General features: G+C 64.0%; 9 protein-coding genes. 5 read left to right on the top strand and 4 right to left on the bottom strand.

Annotation, left to right across the window (positions count from 1 at the left end; translation table 11 throughout):
- Nucleotides 1–169 precede the first annotated feature (169 nt).
- Together PKD89_RS07410 and PKD89_RS07405 are read left to right on the top strand one after the other, a co-directional pair.
- On the top strand, nt 170–982 hold the full coding sequence (locus tag PKD89_RS07410; RefSeq protein WP_324332348.1) for a hypothetical protein: 813 nt from the start codon (nt 170–172) through the stop codon (nt 980–982).
- A gap of 25 nt (nt 983–1,007) precedes the next feature.
- A complete protein-coding gene (locus PKD89_RS07405; protein ID WP_289011438.1) occupies nt 1,008–1,334 on the top strand; it encodes a nucleoside triphosphate pyrophosphohydrolase in 327 nt (108 codons plus the stop codon).
- A 48-nt stretch (nt 1,335–1,382) separates the two neighbouring features.
- Here the strand turns inward: PKD89_RS07405 and PKD89_RS07400 are convergent, their stop codons facing one another.
- Nucleotides 1,383–1,706 (bottom strand): hypothetical protein, encoded by a 324-nt coding sequence (locus PKD89_RS07400; RefSeq protein ID WP_289011437.1) that lies wholly within the window; start codon nt 1,704–1,706, stop codon nt 1,383–1,385.
- Nucleotides 1,707–1,923: 217 nt separating this feature from the next.
- A complete protein-coding gene (locus PKD89_RS07395; RefSeq protein ID WP_289011436.1) occupies nt 1,924–2,310 on the bottom strand; it encodes a hypothetical protein in 387 nt (128 codons plus the stop codon).
- A 192-nt stretch (nt 2,311–2,502) separates the two neighbouring features.
- Here PKD89_RS07395 and PKD89_RS07390 point away from each other — a divergent pair, with 192 nt between their 5' ends.
- Together PKD89_RS07390 and PKD89_RS07385 are read left to right on the top strand one after the other, a co-directional pair.
- Nucleotides 2,503–2,994, top strand: a complete 492-nt coding sequence (locus PKD89_RS07390) for a hypothetical protein (RefSeq protein ID WP_324332347.1) — start codon at nt 2,503–2,505, stop codon at nt 2,992–2,994.
- 31 nt (nt 2,995–3,025) lie between these two features.
- Nucleotides 3,026–3,886 (top strand): hypothetical protein, encoded by an 861-nt coding sequence (locus PKD89_RS07385; protein WP_289011434.1) that lies wholly within the window; start codon nt 3,026–3,028, stop codon nt 3,884–3,886.
- A gap of 383 nt (nt 3,887–4,269) precedes the next feature.
- On the opposite strand, the gene PKD89_RS07380 is transcribed toward PKD89_RS07385, so the two are convergent.
- On the bottom strand, nt 4,270–4,551 hold the full coding sequence (locus PKD89_RS07380) for a hypothetical protein (RefSeq protein WP_289011433.1): 282 nt from the start codon (nt 4,549–4,551) through the stop codon (nt 4,270–4,272).
- On the bottom strand, nt 4,548–4,802 hold the full coding sequence (locus PKD89_RS07375; RefSeq protein WP_287378453.1) for a hypothetical protein: 255 nt from the start codon (nt 4,800–4,802) through the stop codon (nt 4,548–4,550). Before PKD89_RS07375 ends, PKD89_RS07380 begins: the two co-directional genes overlap by 4 nt.
- Before the next feature lie 468 nt (nt 4,803–5,270).
- Here PKD89_RS07375 and PKD89_RS07370 point away from each other — a divergent pair, with 468 nt between their 5' ends.
- Entirely contained in the window at nt 5,271–5,843 is a 573-nt protein-coding gene (locus tag PKD89_RS07370; protein WP_289011432.1) for a nucleotidyltransferase domain-containing protein, read from the top strand.
- The last annotated feature ends 157 nt before the right edge of the window (nt 5,844–6,000 follow it).

Below are 6,000 nucleotides of genomic sequence, written 5' to 3'. Positions count from 1 at the left end.
ATCGCTCGATTCCTACTGGCGGGCGCAGATCCTGTGAGGCCGAAACGTCGCCTCGTACAAGTTGGCCTTGGGGCGGTCGCTGCTGGAGCTGGGCGCCCAGGATCGGGAGTTGGTCACCCTCGACGAACTGGCCGTTCCGTTTTCCCGACACGTCTGTCGACACCTTCGGATGGTAGATCGGCAAGGCACATCGCAGCGCAGCAAGTTCCTTGACGCGTGCCGGGCCCACAACGCCGGCGAGCTCGGCGAAGACGATCTGATCGAGACCACCCGCCGGTTGGGGTTCCAGAACGTCATCGACGCCTTCCATGTGCTCGACGGCTTGGAAATCGATCAGCGGTTCTTCCTCGACGAGCGTTCGAACCGTGGCGGAATCCGACTCACCGATCAGATGCACCGGCTCCTTGAAGAGGCAAAGCAAACCTCGTTGACCGAGGAGACCGAGAGCCGCTGGCAACTGGTCGAAGCGGCCTGGGAACTGAACCTTCCACGCCACCTGCTGACGGTCAGCTACGACCCCGACCTGCAATCGCTCAGGACCGTCGGACGGGGTCGGACTGCTGTTACCGGGATCCGTGGCGCCCTCAACGGCTACCAGAAGGGCGTCTGCTTCTTCTGCTACTCCCCGATCTCAACCGATGGCTCGACGGGCAGCCAGGCCCAGGTTGACCATGTCTTCGCCTGGTCGTTCGGCGCCGAAGTTGGCAACGCCCCGGTCGACGGGGTGTGGAACCTGGTTTTGGCATGTGCCCGGTGCAACGGCTGGCACGAGAAGTCCGACCGTCCGCCCGACGAGCGACTCCACCGACGCAACGAGTACCTGATCGCCAGCCAACACCCGCTCCGCCCGACGCTCATCGCCCAGACGGGGGGCACGGCGAACGCACGAGCCAAGACGCTGGAGCGAGCCCGCATCGAGGCAACCGCCGGAGGAGTCAGAACTCCATGGTTGGCCCCTGAGGAACTGCCACCGCTGTTCTGAACCCAACCATGGAACCATGGTCCGAATGGACACCGACGGGAAGCTCGTACGCGACCGCATACCGGAGATCATCGAGGCGGCCGGCGGTCAGGCCACCACCCGCCTGCTCGACCAGGCCGAGCGTCTACCGGCGCTGCTGGCGAAGTTGCAGGAGGAGAGCGACGAGCTCCGCACGGCAGCCTCTCCTGCCGAACAGCGCGAAGAACTCGCCGACGTGCTCGAAGTGCTCAAGGGGATCGCCTCGGAGCTCGGCCAGCCTTGGGGCGACATCGAAACGGCGGCTGGGAAGAAGCGGGCAGAACGGGGCGGCTTCGAGGCCGGGATCTGGTTGCATCTCCCCCCAGAGGCCTGAGCCGAAACGGGGCGAAGTAGCCGCCGAGCGTGCCAACTTCGATGAGACCTACGCTGCTGCGCGACTTGCGCTGGAGTTCGGAGAAACGGTCCGCGACGCACGCGAAACGGCTGGTGACCATGGGGAGAAGGTCAACAACTCGACGGGGCCGCCGTCCGGGTAAGTCACGACCAGGTGCATCTCGCCGTCGGTGGCTTGGACGAACCGCTTGAGGGTGGAGAGGAGCATGTCGCTGCGCCGCTCGAGCCGCGAGATTTTGGACTGGTCCATCTCGAGCAGCTCGCCGACCGCTGATTGGACGGAATTGCCGCCCAGTTGGCCGCTGCCCGCGCTGCGCGCCGGTCTGACGGCGACGTGATCGCTGGGGAACACGGACTTGGCCCCGAGACCGCCAGGCGCCTTGGCATCGCCTGAGTCTCCAGCGACCGACATGCCGGCGCTAGAACGTCACACCCGATACTTGCGATGTGATCAGCAGGGCGCCGCGGAGGTCACCATGAACTTTGGCGCCTGTTTCTCTGGATCTGCACGGGTCACTAAACAGAAACCCAAGTGCACGGATACCGAGTTTTAGGGGCATATGTTCTGTTTAGAGTCCTGTTGTGAGATGATGCAACTCATGGCTGCCGAACTGATGCTCGACCTGCCGTGGGTTGACGCGTCGAAGACGACGTTCGAAGGCCTTGACGTCCGGCGAGGGCGCATATCCAAGCTTCAGTTCGACGACGGGATCGTGCTCGATGTCCAGGTTGTCGATCCCGGCTCGTACCGAGATGCTCCAGCGTTGATCGCTGGTGCGACGGGCCAGGCCGGACCAGGTCGGGTTGTGCTGGTTGCCGGGTCTGTGCCACTCGAATGGCGGGCGGAGCTCCGCGAGGCGGGTGTCAGCTTTGTGGACGTTTCCGGGATCGCTGAGATCGCGTGGCCACGCGTCGACGTAAGCGCTGGTCGTTTCGGGCAACAGGTCAGGCGCCATCGAGCAGCGCTACCGCTGCAGAAGGGTCACGGGCTGGTGGCCCAGGAGCTTCTTGTGCAGGCGATGGACGAGTCGCGGCCCTCCATCGGCGAGCTCGCAGCGAGCACCGGGGTCAGCCTCCCGTCGGCATCCAAGGCCGTGTCCCAGTTGGAGGCACACGGACTGGTCGTCAAACATCGTGAGGGCGCCCGGGTGTCGGTCGAGCTGGTCGACAGCGTGGCGCTGGTGCGGCTCCTTGCGGAAGGTACGGGGTGGCCGGGCCCCGAGACGTTGAGAGGCTATCTCTGGGGACGCACCGTGTTCGACGTCGCCGCTCGACTGTCGGCAGCGGCCGATCGCTCTGAGGTTGAGCTTGCTGTGACCGGTCGTGTGGGCGCGGCATATGTCGGAGTTCTCGGTACGGCATCCCCGAAGCATCTGCGGGCTTGGGTAGCGGTTGGAGATCGCAGCCTCGTTGCTGTCGCGGCAGCGCTCGGCCTTGAACCGGCTCCCGATGAGGCCGCAAACGTCGTTCTCTCCAACGACAAGTGGCGTGTCGGCGTCACTCGGCGCCACTACGAGCGGTTCGACGACTTCAACGCCTGGGCGGCGCACCCGGTGCGGATCTGGTGCGATCTGCATGACGAACAACGAGGGGCTGAGTATGCCGCTCAGATGTGGAGTGTGGTGACCCATGGCGACTGACAACGCACGGGCGTCTTCGTATGACGACCCAATGAGCGAACGGCTCCTGGGCATCGCAGCCGACGTGCTTCGATCGTTTGGCAGCGGTTTCGGCGGGCACCATCTGGCGATCGTTGGCGGAGCGGTCCCAGGCCTCCTCGTTGAGGTGCCACCGACCGGCATCGAGCCTCACGTTGGTACTGCCGATCTCGACCTTCACCTGTCGTTGCATCTCCTCGACGGCGAGACGGCCGACTACTACGACTCGATCATCGACGGCTTGCGGTCTCTTGGTCTTGAAGCCGACATCGAGGGCGATCGGCACATCAAGTGGAGGTGGGTGGGCCGCCACCGGAATGCTCGGGTCCAGGTGGAACTGCTCTGTCCCGTTCGCACCCGCGGCGGACGCCCAGAGGGCCCGGCGAGCGACACGCCGGCCATCGCGAACATGGGGCCAAGCGGCGAGATAGCAGCCTTGGCCGTCGGATTCGGTCATCTCGTCCCGGAGGACACCATCGCGGTCGAGCGACGCGTCGAGACCGCGTCCGGCAACCTGACCTACCAGTTTCCGCTCGCCGGTCTTGCGTCCTGGCTGTGTCTAAAATCCGACGCCATCATGCGTCGCGACAAGGCGAAAGATGCCTACGACGTCGTGTGGACGCTCGATGCCCTCGGCCCGGCAGCAGCGAGCGACCGAGTCGCGTCAAGCCCCTTGGTTGCGGGCGACTCCGCCGGGGAACTTGAAGCACAGCTCACGCTCCTCGTTGCTGACCAGTTCCGAGACATCGATTCGGTGGGTCCAACCCAATACGCAACGTTTCTCGAGGGCGACGCTGGCGAGAGCGAACGTCGTCATGCACTTGGGACCGTGTCCGAGTTCGCGCGGGCTCTCGCAGAGCGTGGGGTCATTTGAGGCGATACTCACCTGAGCGCATCAATCTGGAACCCCGGATCGAATCCGCCCAGGAGCGATGCTGCTCAAGGGCAACGATCAGGCATGATCGACCCTCGATTCAAGTGGGACGAGATTGCATCTGCGGCGGCGATGACGTCCTCGAGTCGTTGACGGTCACTCCTCACAACGGAATGGCCTCGGCGAGCAACCGAGGCTCGATGCTGGCCTTCAGACTCGATGCGGGAACAACATCAACCGGCCGACCGAGCAACTCCGACAGCTCACGCTCCAACCCGACTAGACCAACGCCCGCTAGTCGAGGCGCTAGACGAACGAGCACCCAAGCGCGATACGGACGGCCTCGCACTCCTCATGCACCGCAGCTCGTGCGGCGGCCTGGTTCAGGCAGTGACCAGTCGCTCAAATCGCTGGCGAGCACCTTGGCGCGTCATTCCAAGCTGCGCCCCGATGACTCCCCAGGATGCGCCCTCCCGATGGGCTCGAATGGCAGCTGCCTCGATTCGGCTATCCGCATCACGCCGAGCCGCTGCCGCTGCCCGAAGCTCGGCCAGCGTGTCGCCGCCGCCGACGACATAGCCATCATCTGTCGCGTTATCGAACGACCCGACGATGGCCTCGGCGTCCTCATCGGTGAGGGATCTGGGATGCTTGGTTGTCTTCATTGTGGGCCACCTCTTGGCGAGTCAATCATCTTCAGGTACCTAATTCGTGCTGTCATCGCATGGATCACGAAGTCCTGCTCCCCTGCTTCGAGAATTCCGACCTCAATCAGAGCAGCTCGTCGGTCGGGGCCGATCAGCATGGTGAAGTCAGGCTGATCGGGTTGTGTGATCCATCCCGTCGCGTTCTCGATGGCATGGCGAATATCGTCATCGGAGACGCCGTGCTTTCGGGCACTTGGCAAGATCTCCACACCGACAACCCTAGTTGTCGGTGTGCATGCTCACAACCCTCCCTCCGTCGGTATGGCGAGACAGGCGCACCATCTCGCCACCGACCCCGTGTGAGCGCGTCCAGTCACGGTCAGCGGGACCGCCGTGGGCGGACCCAACTCGAAAGCCAGGGCCGAGTACGACCCGGATGGAGTCATCGAAGGCGTCGCCCGCAAGACCGTCGAGCGGGCCGAACGCTGCGCTTCCATTGCTCAAAGGGTTGCCAATGCGATCCGGTACCGCCAAAGACGCCACGGTTCAGCTGGGCATCGACGGGCCGGAGACCGGCGAGGAGAACCTCGCAGCGCTCCCGGTGGTCAAGCAGCGACCGACGGGCGATGTCTATCAAATAAGGAACGACCATTTCATAATTGTTCGCATCATGGTAGGTTTGAGTCGTGGACTTCGTTCGACCAATCGAGGCGATCGTTCCCGGCGCCCAAGGTCGAGTGCTGGCCACCCTCGTCGAAACCACTGCCGAGCTCAACCTTCGCGAAGTGGCTCAGCTCTCAGCCGTCAGCCCGGCACAGGCTTCCCGGATTCTGCCCGGGCTTGTCGACCTTGGTGTCGTCGAACGACGAGAGGTTCCGCCATCATCACAGTTTCGGCTCGTACGTGAGCACACTGCCGCCCGTTCGCTGATCTCGCTGGCCCATGCGACCGACAACGTGCTGGGCGAAATTGGCCGGATGGCTTCGGCCATGCCGAATCCACCCGCGAGCGTCATCGTCTTCGGCTCGTTCGCACGACGAGAGGCGAGGACGGGCAGTGACATCGATGTCCTCGTGGTACGCCCAACCGAGATCGATGAGGATGACGAGGGTTGGGCAAACCAGCTCGATGACTGGCGCAACGGGGTTGGTCGCCTCACGGGCAATGCGGTCGAGATCGTTGAGTACAGTCCCGCTGAAATTGAGACCCGGCTCGATGAAGGTAGCGACCTACTCCGTCAGGTCAGCACGGACGGGCTGCTGATCCTGGGTTCCGACCTTGCCTCCTACCGACGGAGCCGAAGTGCCTAAACCTGGCGATCCACGCAGGCATCAATTCGGCCGACGCGGTGTGTGGCGCGAGGCTTGGCAAACGGGCAGCGGGCGACGACCACCAGCAGGTACTCGTGCTGCTTCGACAGGCCGGGCCCGACGGCTCGATGGTCGAGCGAGACCTGCGGCGGCTCTT

This window comes from Candidatus Neomicrothrix sp., from assembly GCF_035329545.1.
Classification (GTDB): domain Bacteria; phylum Actinomycetota; class Acidimicrobiia; order Acidimicrobiales; family Microtrichaceae; genus Microthrix; species Microthrix subdominans.
The sequence above is the reverse complement of the archived record's forward strand: the minus strand, read 5'-3'. Positions and strand labels throughout refer to the sequence as shown.

Bases quoted from the DNA above. Each gene is read 5' to 3' on its own strand.
- PKD89_RS07385 (WP_289011434.1), top strand. From the start codon at position 3,026: ATGAGCGAACGGCTCCTGGGCATCGCAGCCGACGTGCTTCGATCGTTT.
- PKD89_RS07395 (WP_289011436.1), bottom strand. From the start codon at position 2,310: ATGGCGCCTGACCTGTTGCCCGAAACGACCAGCGCTTACGTCGACGCG.
- PKD89_RS07410 (WP_324332348.1), top strand. From the start codon at position 170: ATGGTAGATCGGCAAGGCACATCGCAGCGCAGCAAGTTCCTTGACGCG.
- PKD89_RS07405 (WP_289011438.1), top strand. From the start codon at position 1,008: ATGGACACCGACGGGAAGCTCGTACGCGACCGCATACCGGAGATCATC.
- PKD89_RS07380 (WP_289011433.1), bottom strand. From the start codon at position 4,551: ATGAAGACAACCAAGCATCCCAGATCCCTCACCGATGAGGACGCCGAG.